The sequence below is a fragment of the Alcaligenes parafaecalis genome (assembly GCF_026344135.1).
GTDB classification, from domain to species: domain Bacteria; phylum Pseudomonadota; class Gammaproteobacteria; order Burkholderiales; family Burkholderiaceae_B; genus Alcaligenes; species Alcaligenes parafaecalis.
On the sequence record NZ_JAPKNA010000005.1, the window covers coordinates 213627 to 230335 of the forward strand.

Here is a 16709-nt window from a genome sequence, read left to right on the forward strand (position 1 = left end):
CTTCTGAGCATAGTATATTTATTAATAAATATTATACAAGTCAACTATTTAAATCAAAAAAAATAGCTGACCTGCACACTGCCTGCTACTACTTCAAACTAGATCAAGCTTTGCTGCTTTCTTGCTCGGCAATCACATACGCTTGCATGGGGTCGCGCAGGAAATCAGGGATAGGAATTCCCAGGTGCGTCTCCAGCGAGGTGGTCACCACGGTCTGGCGCACTTGCATACGCAACACACCGTCTTTACCGATGCAGCGCAACAGCAACTTCAGGGAGCTATTGCCAATGCGTTCCACACCCAGGCTCATCACCACATCATCACCCATACGGCTGATGGATTTGAACTCGGCTTCAATGTGCACCGAGGGCATACCCACCCGTTTGCTGGCGATCATGTTGTGAAAACCCTCGGGGGTCATGGAGTCGATCCATGCTTCCATCAGGTCGTTAAACATCACAAAGTACTGCGGATAAAAAACGATACCCGCTGGATCGCATTCCGAAAAACGGATGCGATGTTCTTGTTCGTACAGCTTGGAAACCATGTTGTAGACACCTTTTTAGCCAGTGTTTTGTGCGCCTGTTCGTGACGCTATCCGCATCCTGCCTGGTTCACAGGCCTGGCAGGATGCACCTTGTGCTAGCCAGCCGCGCTTTGCAGATGAACCCGTAACAGGCCCAGATGCTGATGGATGTGTACGACTTCTTCGGTACCCAGCCCTTCAAACATCTCTGCAATCCAGTCGCTATGGGCCTGGGCCATCGCCTCGAAACTGCTTTTGCCCTTGGGGGTGAGACGCAACACCCAAGCACGTCGGTCGGTTGGACTGCTCTGGCGAGACACCATGCCCTCGCGGGCCAGCTCGTCCGTCAGTCCGGTAATATTGCCGCCGGTCACCATCAGGTAGCGCGACAGCTCGCCCATCTTCAGGCCCTGCGGGTAGCGGTACAACTGGGCCATATAGTCAAAACGGGCCAAAGAAATATCAAAATTCTGGCGCAAGCGACGACGGATTTCGTCCTCGATCTGCTTGGTGCAGGTCAGCATGCGCAACCACAATTTCAGGCTGGCGGGGTCCTTGGGACCGACGCGGCCTTCAAAACCGGCATCGGCCGGTTCTACCAGGAATTCAAGTGCTGCTTCGCTTTGATTCATATTGTTTTTCCCCCAAACTTTGGCTAATTTCAGTTTGACCAACAGCGGGATATTCTTGCTTGAACAAGTGGCCAAGTAGACACAGGATCGTTGGCTTTTAGGGCCTTCTTCGCAGTGCCAATCCGAATTTATATTCTACTATGAATATTTTAGAAATAAAGTATTTGGCGGGATAAAAACGCTTCCTCAAGGGTTTTCACCAAGGCCGCCCGAAAGCGGCCTGGTGTGGCCCTTACACCAGCGCGTACTGACGCAGTGCAGCTTCCAATTTCACACCATGCTCGTCGGCCAAAGCCGCATCGCGCAGGGCGCCCAAGATGGCAGGCGACAGGGTGCTGGGGTTGCGCTCCAGAGCCGACATCACAGTCTGGTAGTTACGCAAGCCACGAGCATGGGTATCGCCATAGCCTTTGACCAGACGCTGACACTGGGCAATTTCCAGAGCCAGGGCCGGGTGAGCATCGGCAGCCTGTTCGATCTGCTTCAACCAGCCTTCAATACGCTGCTGTTCAGCCTGGTAACGCAGCGTGCGACGACGCCAGCGCTTGAAGCCCGACAGCAGGTACAAAGGAATAAAACCGCGCACCGAGCTGGTCTGAATCACGCGACCGGACTTGGTTTGGGATTTCACCAGCTTGTTGCCCCAGGTAGGACGCATCAACCAACGACCTACGCTGGCAAACGGCAGGATTTCGCTGATTTCTTCCACACGGGGGTGCATGTATTCGTTGATCGCCACGATCTGGCCGTCGGCAGCGCGCACTTCTTTGTGCACACGATCAAAACGGCTGGAACGGGTCTTCAGTTCGGCCACGCGGATGGCGTCCTCGTAGGACATCCACAGCGCCAGATAACGGCCGGTTTCACGGATCAGGGCCACGTCGTCAGGACGAGCAAACTGGCTGATCTTTTTCAGGCGGTCCAGGTACAGATTGGCGTAGTTCACGTCCTGGAAGTCCAGAACACGACGCACACCTTCCACCACGATAGGCTGAGCCTGCGCGGGGACTTCGGCACGGACGCGGTCAATCAGCTTGGCCACGGCAGGGTCACGCGGAGCCAGCGTCGCCATATCAACAGGCTTGGTTTCCGAATCGGATTTGCCTGCATCGCCTTCAGCCACACGGGCATAGGCAGCACCAAAAGCCTTCAGGCTGGGCTTGACGCCCACACCACCGCGCTCGATAGTCTGCTCGAACTGCGAGCGGCTGAAAGGCAGCACGCCGGTGCTGGCCAAAGCGCCAAACAGTACGGCGGAAATCACACTGCCCGAATCCTCGGCCGCTTTTTCCATATTGAAGTACACAAAACGCTTGGCAGCCTGGGTTGCGTGAGCAATCAGCGCGTTATCGTCCACACGGCCATCGCCCATGGCCGATTTTTCGGCAATGGAGTAGACACGGTGAGTCGAGGCGACCAGCGTGGTGCGGTCCTCGGAGACCAGGCCACGTTGTACGGCGCGACCGGCTTCCATCAGTTCAGAAGCCAGCACCACGTCCACGTCACCAGGCATGGGCATCAGCGCCAGCACTGGCTTTTTGCCATCCGGCACGGCCGAGTGCGGGAACAGTTCCACGTAATAAATCGTGGCACCGGTACGCTGGGCCACACCGGGAACCGAGGTGGTCTGTGCAAAGTAGCCGTTTTGTTCGCCCAGGTTGACGATCCAGTCGGCCAACACGCCGCCGCCTTCGCCACCCATGGCCAAAATAGCAATCTTGATTGGTTTGATCTGCATGATAAAAATCTCTACGGGTGTGCTTAGAAGGCCAGGCGGTCACGACGAGCAGCGTCACGACGCTGCAACCAGCCGATAAAGCCACGGCGGGTTTTTTCGCGGAACTTGTCCCAGCCAGTCGGGTTGCTGACCACTTGTGCACGGTAGAAAGACGGGCACAGAATCGCAGCGTGGGAAACCTCGCCACACAGACCGCAACCCACACAACTGTTCATCACGTTAGCCACCGGGTCCTGACGCAGGGCGTCCGGATTGGGGCGAATCGACAGCGAAGGACAACCGGACAAGCGAATGCAGGAGTGATCGCCGGTACATGTATCCGGATCCACACCAAAGCGCTCGCGCACCACACGTTCGCCAGCAGCCACGGCTTTACGCACCTGGCCTTTTTCACGACGCTGACGGTTCAACATACATTCACTTTGCGCCACCAGCACTTTCGGACCTTTTTCTTTGGTCGTCAGCGCTTCACGCAAGGTGTTGGTCATGGTCTTCAGGTCGTAGGTGCGACGAATCATGCGCAACCACTCCACACCCACACCACGCGCCGCTTTCTCGATCAGGTGACCGGTACTGCGGGTTTCGTTCTTGGCCTTGGAGGACAGAATGTCCTGACCACCTGTAGCCGCGGTGTAGCTGTTGTCGATCACGATGGTCAGGTTGTCACTGCGGTTGAACACGGCGTTAGCAATACCGCTGGTCAAACCGTTGTGCCAGAAACCACCGTCACCCATCACCGAGATCGCACGCTTGTCCGAATCCACGTTCAAGGCAGCCGAACCGGCGCCACCCAGGCCGTAACCCATGGTGGTATTACCCAGGTTGAAAGGCGGCAAAATGGAGAACAGGTGACAGCCAATGTCGGCCGACACGTGGTGTTCGCCCAGCTCGCGCTCCACCAGCTTCAGTGCGGTAAAGATAGGACGCTCGGGACAGCCGGTACAAAACCCGGGCGGACGGGCGTGGACGTTCTCGTCCAGGCTGCCCAAGGGTTTCACTTCAGCGGCTTCGGCTTCCACCAGGCTGGCTTGTTCTGCTTTAGGACGCTCCACGGTCTCGACTTTCATCGGGATCACGCGTGGTTTGCGAGCGGGCAGGGGCTCGATGCGCTCGTATTTTTCCATGAAGGCGCGCAGGCCTTTCAACATGGTGGCGGTGTTGTATTCACCAGCCAGAGGCAACAAGTCCTTGCCGTGCAGCGTTACGTCCACATTGTGACGACGCACAATGTCGGAAATATTCTGTTCAACAAAGTTGGGCTGACCTTCTTCCAGCACCAGCACCGCACGCTTGCCTTCACAGAAGCGAACGATTTCGGACTCGATCAGCGGGTAAGCCACGTTCATGACGTACATGGGCACTTTGGATTCGCCAAACACGTCGGCCATGTCCAGGTGCTCCAGGGCACGGATCACGGTGTTGTAGCCACCGCCCTGAACGATCAGACCGACGTCATCGGTGCCATCAGCAAAGAATTCATTCAACTGACGCTCTTCGATGAACTTGACGGCGTTCGGCCAGCGCTGTTCGATCTTTTCTTTTTCATGCAGGAAGCTGGCGGGCGGCAACACGATACGGTTGATATCGCGTGTGGGCTGCTCCATCGCTTCTTTGATGGTGAATTTGGCGCGGCGGTTGTCCGAGGCCACAAACTGACCATGCACGTGACAGGCGCGGATACGCAATTGCAGCATCACGGGGGTGTTGGACGCTTCGGACAGATCAAAACCGTCTTTTACCGCTTGCACGATACAGGGCAGGTTAGGACGGGGGTCCAGCATCCACATCTGGGATTTCATGGCAAAAGCGTGGCTACGCTCCTGCATGATGGACGAGCCTTCACCGTAGTCTTCGCCCACAATGATCAGCGCACCACCCTTGACCCCACCGGAGGCCAGGTTGGCCAGCGCGTCCGAGGCCACGTTGGTGCCCACGGTTGCTTTAAAGGTAATGGCGCCACGCAGCGGGTAGTTAACCGACGCGGCCAGCGTTGCCGCCGCCGTTGCCTCGCTGGCACTGTTTTCAAAACGGATTCCGTTTTCTTGCAAGATGTCCTGGGCATCCGCCAGCACATCCATCAAGTGCGAGATAGGCGCACCCTGGTAACCGGCCACGTAGGACACGCCCGATTCCAGCAGGGCTTTGGTCACCGCCAGGATGCCTTCGCCACTGAATACGTCTCCATCACCCAGGCGCAGCTTTTTGACTTCTTCGACAAACGATCGCTCAGCCATTTTTCTTTCCTTACTTACCGCTCATTGTGAACATGGTATTTATTTTCATCTGAATATGTTTATATCTCAACATATCCATCCTCATGGTTTTCCCTAGTAAAGTCAGCAAATTATTTGCGACACGCAAACGGACAGCTTGGTTATAGTGAGCCCTGTTGCCGCCTCGCGGCACCCACTAGCCTGTAACGATAATAAGCACATGAGCCCCACCGAACACGACTCAGTCTTCGTCGAAAACTACCTGCCCGCCCTGCTTGCCCAGGCCAGCCAGCTCATCTCTGCCGAGTTCCACGAAGTGGTGCTGAGCAACGGTTTGTCCATTTCCGAATGGCGTGTCCTGTCCACTTTGTCCGGCGCGGGCGAAGTCAGCATCGGCCACCTGGCTCGTATTGCCACCACTAAACAACCCACCGTGACCCGTTTGCTGGACCGGCTGGAAAAACAGGGCTTGCTGCGTCGCGTGGCCCACGATGTGGACCGCCGCATCACGCTGGTACGCATTACCGAGGAAGGCCAGACCCTGATCTCGGGTCTGATTGCCAAGGCTCGCCTGCACGAGCAGGAAGTGGTGCAGCGCCTGCAACCGCTGGACGTCAATGCCCTCAAGACCACCTTGCGGCGTCTGATCTCCGAGCAGCACGACTACAACGAGCAGTAAAACGCAGCAGAGCCCACCGCACTATTGGTTCAAACCCTGCTTGGTTTGAACCACACCCGGCTTTAAAAAAAGCAGCACACCCGCCTGCGATCCAGCTACAAGCAGGTGTGCCCGCCGGGGGATACCAAAGCCTTATTCAGGCTGGATACCCAAGGTAGGAATCAACTCGGAATAGACTTTGGAGTCGTTCTGTACACGCTCCAAGGTCTGGGAAGGCGTGGTAAAGAACTGGGCCAGACCCCGGCTCTTGAAGGCAGCCTGCATTTCGGGCGTCTTCAGAGCGGCATCGACCTGTTCCTGAATTTCTTTCACGGTGTCATCGGGCGTGGTGCCGGGGGCAAACAGCGCAAAGGTCGTGGTTGGAATACTGTTGGCATGGCCGCCCGCTTCCTGCACGGTCGGCACATTAGGCAGCAGCTCGGTACGCTTGTCAGCACCGACAGCCAGAACCCGGACCTTGCCGCCATTCACGTGCTGCGAAGCCAGAATCCCCCCGACCAGCATGGCATCTGTCTCGCCGCCCAGAATGGCGTTGGTGGCCGGGGCCATACCCTTGTACGGAATGTAGGTGAAGTTCACCCCTTCTTCACGGGCCAGCAAGCCCATGCCCAGGTGCGTGACGTGTCCACGACCGCCTGTGCCCACATTGGTATCACCATTGGCTTTCTTGGCCTGGGCAATGAACTCTTTGTAGTCCTTGGCGGGGAAGTCATTACGCACCAGCAGATACAGGTTCACGCCCGCAACGGTCGTCACGGGCTTAAGATCTGTTTCCCATTTATAGGGCAGGTTGCTGTAGAGCAGCGGGTTAGTGGACACGGCCAGGCTATCGACCATCAGCAGGGCAGCACCGTCACCCTTGGCTTTGGCGATATTGTCAGTACCGATAATGGCATTGGCACCCGGACGGTTTTCAATCACAAAGACCTTGCCGGTGGCTTTGTTCAGATGCACACCCAGGTCACGGGCCAGAATGTCAGGCTCGGTGCCGGGTGGGTAAGGGACCACAATACGAACCTGATCGGTGGTCGGCCAGGCGGCCTGAGCCATCATCGGGGCCAAAGCTCCCACGCCTGCCAACAGCAGGGCCAGTGTCGTATTTTTAAGCTGCTTCATTTGTCCACTCCTTATCGTTATTGATTGCGGCCCGCCACCGACTGGTAGCCCCCCGCAGCGCATCTACCATCGTCCAATCAAGATATTCATCATGCGCTCGTGCGCATTGGTACGATTCTCTACCGCAGCCCAGCTCTCGCTGGCACGCCCTTTCAGGGTGTCGTGCCAATCCAGCAGGCCTTCTTTCATACGCCGACATACCGCCGCTTGCGCCGGGTCTGCGCCCAGGTCATGCAGCTCGTCAGGGTCTTGCTTCAAATCGAATAATTGTGGCCGGTAGCCTTGCCAGTGTATGTATTTATACCCGGCATCGCGCAGCATCAGGCCATGGCATTCATCCACACCACGACCCAGAAGGTGGCGCGCTTCCCGATAGGCGTAATCCAGGCTGGCCACGGTGTATTCACGTGCCCAGTCGGTCTGGCCGTGCAAAAGGGGAATCAGGGAACGACCTTCCACTCGGTGTTCCTGGGCGGGCAGGTGCAAGGCATCCAGAATCGTGGGGGTGACATCTACACACTCGACAAAGGCATCGCTGCTTTGGCCGCGTGTGGCATTCGCTGAGGCCCGTGGGTCGACCACGATCAGCGGAACGCGAATGGCGTTTTCAAAGAAGTACTCTTTCTCGCCCAACCAATGGTCACCCAGCAAATCGCCGTGATCGGAGCTGAAAATAATCAGTGTGTCTTTCAGGCGGTCCTGCTGCTCCAGCATGTCCAGCAAACGGCCAACCTCATCGTCAATCTGCTGGACCAGACCCATATAGACGGGCTTGATCGTGCGCCAGACCTCGTCCTGGGCAAAGGATAGCGACTCTTCGTGCTGCTGATAGGCCGCATGCACAGGATGTGCATCATCCTGGCGCTCATGCTCCGCACGCAAGGGCGTACAGGCATCTTCCGCCCCAAAGCGATCGTGGTAGGGCGCAGGTGCCTTGTACGGCCAATGCGGTTTGATAAAGGACAGGTGCAAGGCCCAGGGCTCGTCACCTTTGTCCGTGATGAAATCCATGGCCCGTTGCGTGAAATAGGCAGTTTCCGAATCCTGCGCCTGCACTCGTGCTGGCAGGCTGGCATTACGCATGTACCAGCCAGAGGCGAACTGGCCCTGGGCGTCCTGGCTGCCAATCACATAGTCTTCCCAGGGACGCTCGCTGTCATAACCCTGGGCCTGCAAATACTGGCGGTATTCGCTATCCGGGCCCATCTCGAAGTGGCCGTCATAGCGCTCAATCGCGGTGAAGCCGCCTTGCCAGAAACGCTCGGCCCCCTCGGGCTGAACCTGGAAGCGGCGTGCCTTGGCCCCCGCCGGGTCCGGTACATGGTGAGTCTTGCCCAGCAAATGGCAGTCTCGGCCCGACTGGGCCAGATAATCACCCAGATACAGCTCGTCGATAGGGTGAGGAACACGATTCCAGGTGACCCGGTGCGATAAAGGATAACGGCCGGTGTAGTACGAGGCACGCGACGGCCCACAGACGGCAGAATTCACATAAGCGCGATCAAAGCGCACGCCCATGGCCGCCAGACGGTCCAGATTGGGGGTTTTTAATACGCCGCCTGGGGCATAACAGGACAGGTGGTCCGCACGTAACTGGTCACACATGATGAACAGCACATTCTTGATATCTGAAGACACCTGCCTGGGTTCTGCCTGATTCATGTCCGCCTCGAAAAACGCCGGGCAAGGCAAGAGCATGGCCCGACTGCAAAAAGGGAACGTTCATATGCAAAAAATGCACGATGAAGCTGTCTATGTCTCAGATTATTACCGCAGTCTGAGAATAATTTCCGAATAATACGAAGGTTTAGGTATAAACCAGTAGGTCGGGCCAATGCCCGATGTTGCGCCCCACTGACAAGCCAGAGCGTGGTTAGAATAGAGAACCAACAACTCCGTTTTTACGAGGGCACATGAATAGTCTAAGACGCATGCTGCAAATTCTGGACTTGTACGGTGCACACACGCCGGTTCTGGATGTGGAGACCATCTGCACCCGCCTGAGCTACCCTCCCGCCACCACCTATCGCTATCTGAAAGAGCTATGCAATAGCGGCCTGTTGATACGCAGCCCAGAAGGCTACGCACCCGGGCCACGGTTTATAGAAATGGATTTACTGATCCGCGAATTTGATCCGCTGGTCAGCCGCTGCCGCCCCCTGTTGCGCTCGCTGGTGGAGCAAACCGGGCTGGATGTATTGATCGGCCAGCAGTATGGCGAACGCATCCTGACCACGCATCAGGAAACCGGGCCGGAGCGCTTCGAGCTGCTGTTTGGCCGAGGTCGGACGATGGACATGTTCCGCAGTTCCACGGCACGTATCGTCACCGCCTACCTGCCGACTCGCCATCTGCGCCGCCTGTACGAGAAAAATCAGGAAGTGGACTATGTGCAGCGCCTGGGCAAGGATTGGCCAACTTTTTCCGCCCACATGCAAGAGCTGCGCCGTGCGGGCTATTGCATCACCAAAGAGCAGATCAACCCGGGCATAGGCGGCATCTCCGCACCCATTTTTGACGATGCCAAGCGTATCTTCGGCAGCCTGACCTTGCTGGGTAGCCTGGAGCGTTTTGAAGCCATCAACCCCGAGGCGCTAGCCAGCCTGATCCAGCCCGCTGCCCGCGCCGTTAGCCGAGCCCTGACTCAAGTCTGAGGACTGGATGCCCACAAGAACCAAGCCGCGCCTGATCCAGCATCAGCTCGCGGCTTCGTCTTGGGCGGCTTTACAACCGAATGCACTTGGCACTATGCCCGCTGCAGCCGCACTAGCCGATCACAGCCCCCTATCTACGGCTTGGATTTCCGCTGCTCCTGTTTCCGACTCTTCTTTTTCTCCGGCTCCACCACTTTCACCTGTGGATGGTTGACCACCCCGAACGGGATATGCACAGAGGGTAAGGTCTGCGCGGTCGGGATCAAGTGCGTGGTCTGATCATCAAAGAAAATATGCGGCTGCAAGACCTCCAGCACCCGCCGCTTTTCAATTCCACCCAGGAAAAAAGCCTCATTCACTTCAATACCCCAACTGCGCATGGTGTTGATGACGCGCTCGTGGGCCGGTGCATTGCGCGCTGTCACAATCGAAATCCGCAGGCGAGGGGTGTAATCAGCATTGTTTGTGCGGTGCTGTTGCTCCACGGTCTGAATATGCGCCAATTTCTTCAAAAACGCCTGCAACAGGCCCGGATTGTGCGGCTTTTGTACCAAACGCACTTCATGCTCGAAAAATGCGGGCAAACCGCCTTCCTGCTGATACACACGCTCGGACTCGTCGTCCGCAATCACCCCGTCAAAGTCGAAGGCCACGCGGATAGGCTGGTCGTCATAGGCGTCCTCGTAAGAGGAGTTCAGGACCTGGCCCGCGGGATAGCCTTGCTGTACCGCCCGGTGCACATCGTCCTGATTGGCCGATAAAAACAGGCTAATCGACAGGGGCTGGATATAGGGGCTAGGGTCGCCCCCTTGCAGAAATACCGCCCGCGTAATGTCCAGATCGTGATGCTGGATGGAATTCATCACCCGCAGTCCCGTATTGGGATCGTTACGCGAGAGCAGCACCACCTCCACCAAGGGATCGTCAGGCGACAGATCATTCAAGGCCAGCAAACGCCGGATAAAGGAAAACGCCACGCCAGGCTTCAAAGGCTCGTGCTCACGCGCCAACTGATAATCGCGGTAAGCGGCCTCGCCTTGCTCCAGAAAGACCTGATGGGACTGGCTCAGGTCAAACAGGGCGCTGGAAGCCAGCCCAATTACCAGTCGTTTTTCCAGGTCATACGCCATGGACTGCTCCACAAATCAGCAAAAAAAACAGCATACCAAAAGGACCAGCCGACTCTGCTACTACCCAAGCAGAACAAAGCCTACTAAAGTGCAAACACCATCCCCTTCGTGAAATCTTGCCACCATGAAACCTTCCAAGAGCTATACCCTGATTCTGGGCAATCCTCATTACTCATCCTGGTCCTTGCGCCCCTGGTTACTGATGAGTCACCTGGGCATAGATTTTGACGTACGCTGGTTCAACTTTGGCCCCCCGTTCAGCACCCTGGCCTTTCACGAGATGGCCCCGTCCGGGCAGGTTCCTGTTCTGCATACCAATGGGCAAATTATCTGGGACAGCCTGGCCATTGCCGAATATCTGGCCGAACAGCACCCTGGTGTCTGGCCCATCGATCCCCTGGCACGCGCCTGGGCCCGCAGCGCCAGCGCGGAAATGCACGCCAACTTTTCCTACCTGCGCAACCTGTGTCCCTTTGCCGTCGCCCTGCGTGCCCACCACCATCAGCACGATATGCGTCTGCAAGGCGAACTGGAACGCCTGCAAACGATCTGGCAAGAAGGCCTGAGCCGTTTTGGCGGTCCCTTCCTGGCCGGAGAGCGATTCAGTGCGGTCGATGCCTTTTACGCCCCCGTCGTATTTCGCCTGCAAACCTATGGCCTGAAGCTGGACGAAGCCTGTCAGGACTACGTGAACCGCTTGCTGGAACTGCCCGCCATGCAGCGCTGGCATCAGATGGCCTGCCAGGATGCCTGGCGCGACCCGGATCACGAGGCTGAAATTTTGCGTGTGGCTGATATACATCTGGATTTACGCCAGCCAGCCTAGTGTCAACGAATTGCCATGTCAGTGCAGGCACGAAAGAGTATCCTTGATGGTCCCGAATGATTTCGCTGTCAAGGATTCCGCCGCATGGGCGATACGTACTTTCGCACTACACACTACCAATTCTCCGATTTGGACTCTCAGGCGCAGGACGCCTACATCAACTCGCTGACTGAACAAGCGCGAGCCAAGCCGTCCTGTCTGCGTTTTGATGTATTGCGCAAAGACCAGCCCCCCGGGCAGTGGGTTCTGCATGAAAGCTGGCGGGACTCGCAAAGCTGCAAGGACTTCCATGCCAGCGCCCCCGCCCAGACCTTGCAAAAGGCGCGGATCGAACAATGCCTGAACTATCCTGCCCAGCAGGCCGCGGCTGACAAGCCTGCGGCAGCACGCCCGGCAGGCAAGAAAAGCCAGTGGGACCCCTACGTCTGGATCAGTATCGCCATGTGTATCGGGGTGATGGGCACGGCCTTGGCCAGCCCCTTGTACCCGCTGTACCAGGACCGCTGGGATCTGAACGCCAGCCATATCACCCAGCTCTACGTCGCCTATATGGCCGCTGGTTTGACGGGCCTGCTGTTCCTGGGCCGCCTGAGCGATCTGAAAGGCTTCATGCCCGTACTGCGCACAGGCCTGATTCTGGTCACCAGCGGGGTGACCCTGTCCGCCTTTGCTTGGGACGTGGGCAGCTTCCTGTTCAGCCGCATCATGATCGGGATGGCCTCCAGCATGATTGTGACCTCGGCCTCCATCGGCCTGGGGCAATTCAACCGGGGCGGGGATGTACAACGAGCCGCCGCCACCACCTCGCTGATGCTGGCCTTTGGCTTTGGTCTGGGCCCGGTCGTAGGCGGCCTGATTGCACAGTGGATACCGAACCCGCTGTTCTCCAGCTACATCCCGTCCATGGCGCTGGGCGTGCTGGCCATCTACGCACTGTTTCAGATCAAACCCATCGCCAGCAAGCAGCCCGTTCCGCAGGAAAAGAGTAGCTGGCGTACCTGGATGCCCCGCCTGACGCTGCCTGCCACCCATCTGCGTCGCCCCTATCTGATTGGCTGTTTGTCCGCCTGTTGCGCCTTTGCCATGTTCAGCCTGTTTGCCTCTCTGGCACCCAGCTTCATGGCGCAAATGGTGCCCTGGCACGGCCCAGCCACCAGTGGCTTGTCCATCGGGATCATCTTGTTCATGTCCTCGGGCTTTCAGTTGCTGATTCGCCGCTGGCCTGCCAAGCGCAGCGTCATTGTGGGGCTGCTGTCCTTCACCCTGGCCTGCATCGCCTTGCTGGTCAATCTGTGGGCCAGCTCTTCGTTGCTGTTCATTTTATGCGTACTGCTGACCGCCTTTGGTCATGGCCTGTGCATGTACGGTGGCATGTCCATTGTGCAGCGCGTCTCGCCCCCGCATCAGCGTGCAGGCCTGACGTCTACCTACCTGATTACCGGCTATCTGGGCGCGATTCTGCCCATTCTGGGGCTGGGCTGGCTGGCCGACCATCTGGGTCTGGATCAGGGCCTGATGATCTTCTGCGGCCTGATCGCCACGGCAGCACTGACGGTCTCCATCATCGCTTACCTGACGCCGGTCCTGCACAAACCTACCGCTGCCTGAACCTGCACTCCGGCAAACCGTGGCCTCTGGCTACGGTTTGCTACCCCTTCCGCCCCCGTATATTCCCCTAGTCCATTTAGGCCCCTTACTAGGGTTAGACCTGAAAAAGAAACGCGTCTACCCTCAGTAGAATAAAGCCACTCCTGCAACGCTTCGCAACACCGAGCGACCGGACCCAAGTATCTCCCACAAGAATAAGCAATCCTTATCAAGGAGGCATTATGGCTGTTGCATTAAACAAGCTGTTTGTCAGTCTGGGCGCGGCTTTAGCCTGCTCGGTCACCGCACAGGCAGCGGGTTATCCGGACCACCCCATCAATATGGTGGTGCCTTTTGCGGCGGGCGGCCCCACGGACAACGTGGCACGCGCTCTGGCCGAAGCCATGCGCCCAGTTCTGGGTGAAACCATCGTGGTCGAGAACAAAGGCGGGGCAGGTGGCTCCATCGGTACCGCCCAGGTCGCCCGTGCCAAGCCGGACGGCTACAACATTTTGCTGATGCATATCGGCTTTTCCACTGCACCGTCGCTATACAAAAAACCGGGCTACGACGCCATCAACGGCATGTCGCCCATAGGGCTGGTGGTGGACGTCCCCATGACCATCATTGCCCGCGAGGACTTCCCGCCCAACAACATCCAGGAGCTGGTGCAGTATCTGAAAGACAATCAGGACAAAGTCTCCCTGGCCAATGCCGGGATTGGCGCCGCCAGCCACTTGTGCGGGACCATGTTTACCGAAGCCTTGGGTATCGAGCTGCTGACCGTGCCGTATAAAGGCACCGCCCCCGCCATTGCGGACTTGATGGGCAAGCAGGTGGACATCATGTGTGACCAAACCACCAATACCACCCAGCAGATCAAGTCTGGCAAGGTCAAGGTGTATGCCGTCACCAGCCCGGAACGTGTGCCTACCTTCCCGGACGTCCCCACCATGCAGGAATCCGGTTTCAAAGACTTTGAAGTCGGGATCTGGCACGGTATGTGGGCACCCAAAGATACGCCTCAGCCTGTCGTCGATACCTTGGTGAAAGCGCTGCAAACCGGCATGGCCGACAAAGACTTCCAAAGCCGTATGGCTACATTGGGAGCGACGGTCATGGACAAAGAAGCCAACCCGGCCGCCTTGCAGGCCAAGGTGGAACAACAAGTGCCCCAGTGGGCCGCACTATTCAAGAAAGTGGGCGTAGAGCCCCAATAAACCCTGTTAGCCCAAAGGCTTTGAAAAGGACGCTTCGGCGTCCTTTTTTTCGGTTTGAGGAGCTGTCTATCGTAGCGATGGATAGCCTGTTCAGATGACGAAGGGACAATGCTCCATCAAGCTCCCGGCGACTCAAAAAAATCCGATCAAGAAAGGCCCGGACTCATCGAGTCTTAATCCGTCTTTCGGACCGTAGCATCCAGTTCCTGCAATCGCGCCCAAAGCTCCTGGAAATCCAAATCCTGCGTGATCAATACCATGCGCCCTTGCTGATCCGACCAAGGCCACTGCGGCACGGCCTGCCAAGGGTAGGACTGATGCTGGACGGCATGAATCACCTGCGGCTGGTCCATGCCTTGTACGGGTAAAACGGCCTTCAAGCGCAAGAGGCGCGGGCCTGCCCATTGGCACAGATCCGATAACCAGGATTGCAGCTTGTCGGCAAGCAGAGGCTGGGGGAACAGGGCGCTTAAGGAGTAGATGGAGTCTCCATGGCGGGAGACATCCGGCATGCTGACCGGAGACGTTTTTGGACTCTTCCCATACGGGTGAGCAGACTCAGGACTGTTGCTGTTGCTGTTGCTGTTGCTGTTGCTGTTGCTGTTGCTGTTGCTGTTGCTGTTGCTGTTGCTGTTGCTGTTGCTGTTGCTGTTGCTGTTGCTATGGCTATGGCTATGCACGTCATCATGCCCGTGATCGTGATCGTGATCGTGATCGTGATCGTGATCGTGATCGCCACTATCCTGCCCCAGAGCCTGAAACGCCTCCAAACTCCAGGCCCGTCCTTGCCCTGCTTGTTCCCCCAGCCCCAAAAGGCTGGGCGCAATCGGCTGTGTCACTGACAGAATCTGCTGCTGCGCCAAAGGATTCAGCTCACGCAACTGCTCGCACAGCACATGCTCCCTGTGCTCATCCACCCGGTCACGCTTGCTCAGCAACAGCAAATCCGCCACGGCGACTTGTCGCCGTGCTTCAGCATGCCGAGCCAAGGTATCCAAACCATGCTCCAGATCCACCACCGTCACCACACCCGCCAGGCTGTATTTCCCGGCCAGTTGAGGCTCACTTAACAAGGTATGCAGGATAGGAGCAGGATTGGCCAGACCCGTCGTTTCAATCAGCACGCGCCGAAACTGCCGCTGGCCTTCCCGCGAAAAGCGCCAGGTGATATCGCGCAAGGTCTGCACCAGATCGCGTCGTATGGTGCAGCACAGGCAGCCACTGCCCATCGCCTCGATCACGTTTTCCTGGCTATGCGCCACCAGATGATGATCCAGCGCCGTCTGCCCAAACTCATTAATGATGACCAGGGTGTCGGCCATCGCGGCTTCTTGCAAAGCACGATTGATCAGCGTGGTTTTGCCACTGCCCAGAAAACCGGTCAATAGCGTGACCGGGATTGGGCATTGTGCAGGCTGGAGCATCGCATTCATCCGGCTAAAGGCCCGCCATCGGGCCATCAGCTATTATACGGAGCCGAGCGCTGCTGGCTCTAGCGCAGGAATCGAGCCTCGATCTGCCGCATATGGGCGTCGCCTTGAAGACCAATAATGGTCTTGACGGCGGGCAGATCGGCATCCACGTTCTGAATACCGCCATCCTGGCGAATTTTGGCAAATACCGCCTGCATCGCACCAACGGCCGCACGAATTGCATGATTGCCGTAGATCACCACGCCCACTTTGCCCAGTTGTGCAATATCAGCCTCGGTCAATTGGGGGTATGCCGTTGGTACCAGCACCAACGGCACCTTACCCGTCCAGGCCTGCACAAAAGACAGAATCTGTTCAGGCGTGGCTTGTTTGGAGTGAATCAAAATAGCATCCGCGCCCGCTTGCTCGTACGCCAGCCCACGCTTTAAGGCCTCCTGCTGACCCAAGCCAGCGATCAAGGCTTCGACCCGCGCAATGATCAGAAAATCAGGGTCACGACGTGCTGCACAGGCCGCTTCAATCTTGCCCTGAAACTCTTCAATGCGTACCAGTTCCTGACGCCCGTCAGTCCGCAGACTGGTATCTTTCGGGAAGGTTTTATCCTCCATCACAATTGCACTGGCACCTGCCGCCTCGTACAGAGGTATGACATAGCTGACATTCACCGCATTACCAAAGCCGGTATCAATATCAGCGATCAGAGGAATATCGACGGTCGAGGCAATCGCCCGCATCATCTCCAGATGCGTTCCCATCGACAAGATATTGGCATCAGGCACCGCATAACTGGCGGACAACTCGAAACCGCTGCCCCAAATTGCTCCGAAACCGGCATCCTGAGCCAAGCGTGCAGACAGCGGGTTATGGGCGGCCATCGCCGTCATCAACCGCCCTTGGGAGAAGGCCTGTCTCAATACCTGATTTTTTTTACTACTCATACTAATTCTCCTTAAGG

14 protein-coding genes are annotated in these 16709 nt (G+C 57.2%); 5 read left to right on the top strand and 9 right to left on the bottom strand.

Translation table 11 applies throughout. The features are described 5' to 3' along the window. Positions 1-103 precede the first annotated feature (103 nt). From OSH09_RS15820 to OSH09_RS15835, 4 genes are all read right to left on the bottom strand, one after another. Positions 104-547 carry an acyl-CoA thioesterase gene (locus OSH09_RS15820; protein WP_222669351.1) on the bottom strand — a complete coding sequence of 148 codons (444 nt, stop codon included), beginning with the start codon at positions 545-547 and terminating at the stop codon, positions 104-106. Between the two features lie 95 nt (positions 548-642). Beyond that, on the bottom strand, positions 643-1158 hold the full coding sequence (locus OSH09_RS15825; RefSeq protein ID WP_009463824.1) for a MarR family winged helix-turn-helix transcriptional regulator: 516 nt from the start codon (positions 1156-1158) through the stop codon (positions 643-645). Positions 1159-1390: 232 nt separating this feature from the next. Further along, the gene (locus OSH09_RS15830; protein WP_207872754.1) at positions 1391-2896 is read right to left on the bottom strand and encodes an indolepyruvate oxidoreductase subunit beta family protein; all 1506 of its coding nucleotides are present in this window, start codon (positions 2894-2896) and stop codon (positions 1391-1393) included. A gap of 23 nt (positions 2897-2919) precedes the next feature. Then, a complete protein-coding gene (locus tag OSH09_RS15835) occupies positions 2920-5130 on the bottom strand; it encodes a thiamine pyrophosphate-dependent enzyme (RefSeq protein WP_207872753.1) in 2211 nt (736 codons plus the stop codon). A gap of 199 nt (positions 5131-5329) precedes the next feature. On the opposite strand from OSH09_RS15835, the gene OSH09_RS15840 reads away from it, so the two are divergent. Further along, complete coding sequence (locus tag OSH09_RS15840) at positions 5330-5788, top strand: MarR family winged helix-turn-helix transcriptional regulator (protein WP_189393678.1); 459 nt, start codon at positions 5330-5332, stop codon at positions 5786-5788. 132 nt (positions 5789-5920) lie between these two features. Here the strand turns inward: OSH09_RS15840 and OSH09_RS15845 are convergent, their stop codons facing one another. Together OSH09_RS15845 and OSH09_RS15850 are read right to left on the bottom strand one after the other, a co-directional pair. After that, a complete protein-coding gene (locus OSH09_RS15845; protein WP_207872752.1) occupies positions 5921-6904 on the bottom strand; it encodes a Bug family tripartite tricarboxylate transporter substrate binding protein in 984 nt (327 codons plus the stop codon). A 63-nt stretch (positions 6905-6967) separates the two neighbouring features. Beyond that, positions 6968-8566, bottom strand: a complete 1599-nt coding sequence (locus tag OSH09_RS15850; protein WP_266121582.1) for a sulfatase-like hydrolase/transferase — start codon at positions 8564-8566, stop codon at positions 6968-6970. Positions 8567-8817: 251 nt separating this feature from the next. Here OSH09_RS15850 and OSH09_RS15855 point away from each other — a divergent pair, with 251 nt between their 5' ends. Next, positions 8818-9558: an IclR family transcriptional regulator gene (locus tag OSH09_RS15855; RefSeq protein WP_207872751.1), complete on the top strand. Its 741-nt coding sequence runs from the start codon at positions 8818-8820 to the stop codon at positions 9556-9558. A 134-nt stretch (positions 9559-9692) separates the two neighbouring features. Here OSH09_RS15855 and OSH09_RS15860 read toward each other — a convergent pair whose 3' ends face one another. Continuing rightward, positions 9693-10688 carry a 5'-nucleotidase gene (locus OSH09_RS15860; protein WP_207872750.1) on the bottom strand — a complete coding sequence of 332 codons (996 nt, stop codon included), beginning with the start codon at positions 10686-10688 and terminating at the stop codon, positions 9693-9695. Positions 10689-10812: 124 nt separating this feature from the next. On the opposite strand from OSH09_RS15860, the gene OSH09_RS15865 reads away from it, so the two are divergent. The 3 genes from OSH09_RS15865 (at position 10813) to OSH09_RS15875 (ending at position 14321) form a co-directional block, all read left to right on the top strand. Further along, positions 10813-11514 (top strand): glutathione S-transferase family protein, encoded by a 702-nt coding sequence (locus OSH09_RS15865; RefSeq protein WP_266121531.1) that lies wholly within the window; start codon positions 10813-10815, stop codon positions 11512-11514. Positions 11515-11598: 84 nt separating this feature from the next. Continuing rightward, complete coding sequence (locus tag OSH09_RS15870) at positions 11599-13122, top strand: MFS transporter (RefSeq protein WP_266121532.1); 1524 nt, start codon at positions 11599-11601, stop codon at positions 13120-13122. Between the two features lie 221 nt (positions 13123-13343). Further along, on the top strand, positions 13344-14321 hold the full coding sequence (locus OSH09_RS15875) for a tripartite tricarboxylate transporter substrate binding protein BugD (protein WP_207872747.1): 978 nt from the start codon (positions 13344-13346) through the stop codon (positions 14319-14321). Between the two features lie 173 nt (positions 14322-14494). Here OSH09_RS15875 and OSH09_RS15880 read toward each other — a convergent pair whose 3' ends face one another. Together OSH09_RS15880 and OSH09_RS15885 are read right to left on the bottom strand one after the other, a co-directional pair. Then, positions 14495-15754 (bottom strand): CobW family GTP-binding protein, encoded by a 1260-nt coding sequence (locus OSH09_RS15880; RefSeq protein ID WP_266121533.1) that lies wholly within the window; start codon positions 15752-15754, stop codon positions 14495-14497. Between the two features lie 59 nt (positions 15755-15813). Further along, entirely contained in the window at positions 15814-16692 is an 879-nt protein-coding gene (locus tag OSH09_RS15885) for a phosphonopyruvate hydrolase (RefSeq protein WP_207872745.1), read from the bottom strand. Positions 16693-16709 lie beyond the last annotated feature (17 nt).

Excerpts from the sequence above, each read along its gene's own strand:
- OSH09_RS15820 (WP_222669351.1), bottom strand. The coding sequence starts at position 547 with ATGGTTTCCAAGCTGTACGAACAAGAACATCGCATCCGTTTTTCGGAA.
- OSH09_RS15825 (WP_009463824.1), bottom strand. The coding sequence starts at position 1,158 with ATGAATCAAAGCGAAGCAGCACTTGAATTCCTGGTAGAACCGGCCGAT.
- OSH09_RS15830 (WP_207872754.1), bottom strand. The coding sequence starts at position 2,896 with ATGCAGATCAAACCAATCAAGATTGCTATTTTGGCCATGGGTGGCGAA.
- OSH09_RS15835 (WP_207872753.1), bottom strand. The coding sequence starts at position 5,130 with ATGGCTGAGCGATCGTTTGTCGAAGAAGTCAAAAAGCTGCGCCTGGGT.
- OSH09_RS15840 (WP_189393678.1), top strand. The coding sequence starts at position 5,330 with ATGAGCCCCACCGAACACGACTCAGTCTTCGTCGAAAACTACCTGCCC.
- OSH09_RS15845 (WP_207872752.1), bottom strand. The coding sequence starts at position 6,904 with ATGAAGCAGCTTAAAAATACGACACTGGCCCTGCTGTTGGCAGGCGTG.
- OSH09_RS15850 (WP_266121582.1), bottom strand. The coding sequence starts at position 8,566 with ATGAATCAGGCAGAACCCAGGCAGGTGTCTTCAGATATCAAGAATGTG.
- OSH09_RS15855 (WP_207872751.1), top strand. The coding sequence starts at position 8,818 with ATGAATAGTCTAAGACGCATGCTGCAAATTCTGGACTTGTACGGTGCA.
- OSH09_RS15860 (WP_207872750.1), bottom strand. The coding sequence starts at position 10,688 with ATGGCGTATGACCTGGAAAAACGACTGGTAATTGGGCTGGCTTCCAGC.
- OSH09_RS15865 (WP_266121531.1), top strand. The coding sequence starts at position 10,813 with ATGAAACCTTCCAAGAGCTATACCCTGATTCTGGGCAATCCTCATTAC.
- OSH09_RS15870 (WP_266121532.1), top strand. The coding sequence starts at position 11,599 with ATGGGCGATACGTACTTTCGCACTACACACTACCAATTCTCCGATTTG.
- OSH09_RS15875 (WP_207872747.1), top strand. The coding sequence starts at position 13,344 with ATGGCTGTTGCATTAAACAAGCTGTTTGTCAGTCTGGGCGCGGCTTTA.
- OSH09_RS15880 (WP_266121533.1), bottom strand. The coding sequence starts at position 15,754 with ATGAATGCGATGCTCCAGCCTGCACAATGCCCAATCCCGGTCACGCTA.
- OSH09_RS15885 (WP_207872745.1), bottom strand. The coding sequence starts at position 16,692 with ATGAGTAGTAAAAAAAATCAGGTATTGAGACAGGCCTTCTCCCAAGGG.